The following is a 325-nucleotide window of genomic DNA, read 5'->3' on the forward strand; positions in this document are numbered from 1 at the left end:
CGGCGTTGGTGCGCACGCCTCCGACCTTTCATTTTGCCGAGCAGGGGCAGGGCGTCGAGCCTGAACGGGCGCGTCTCGAGCAGGCCCTGGCCGTCGTCTCGGCGCAGATCCAGCGCCTGGTCGATGGCGCGGGCGTGGCCAGCATCCGGGAAATCTTCAGTGCGCACCTGGCCATGCTCGGTGACCCGGCACTGCGTGAGGATGTCGAGGCACGCCTGGGGCAGGGCGCCAGTGCCGAAGCGGCCTGGCAGGCCGAGGTCGAGGCAGCGGCCAGGCGTCAGGAAGCCTTGCATGATGCGCTGCTGGCCGAACGCGCGGCCGACCT

General features: G+C 70.8%; 1 protein-coding gene. It reads left to right on the top strand.

The features are described from left to right. Positions 1–325: phosphoenolpyruvate-utilizing N-terminal domain-containing protein (locus J0A65_RS26800; protein WP_232850176.1), on the top strand; the 325-nt coding region annotated here is incomplete at both ends.

Origin of the sequence: Bowmanella yangjiangensis, assembly GCF_017255015.1 — a bacterium.
Classification (GTDB): Bacteria; Pseudomonadota; Gammaproteobacteria; order Enterobacterales; family Alteromonadaceae; genus Bowmanella; species Bowmanella yangjiangensis.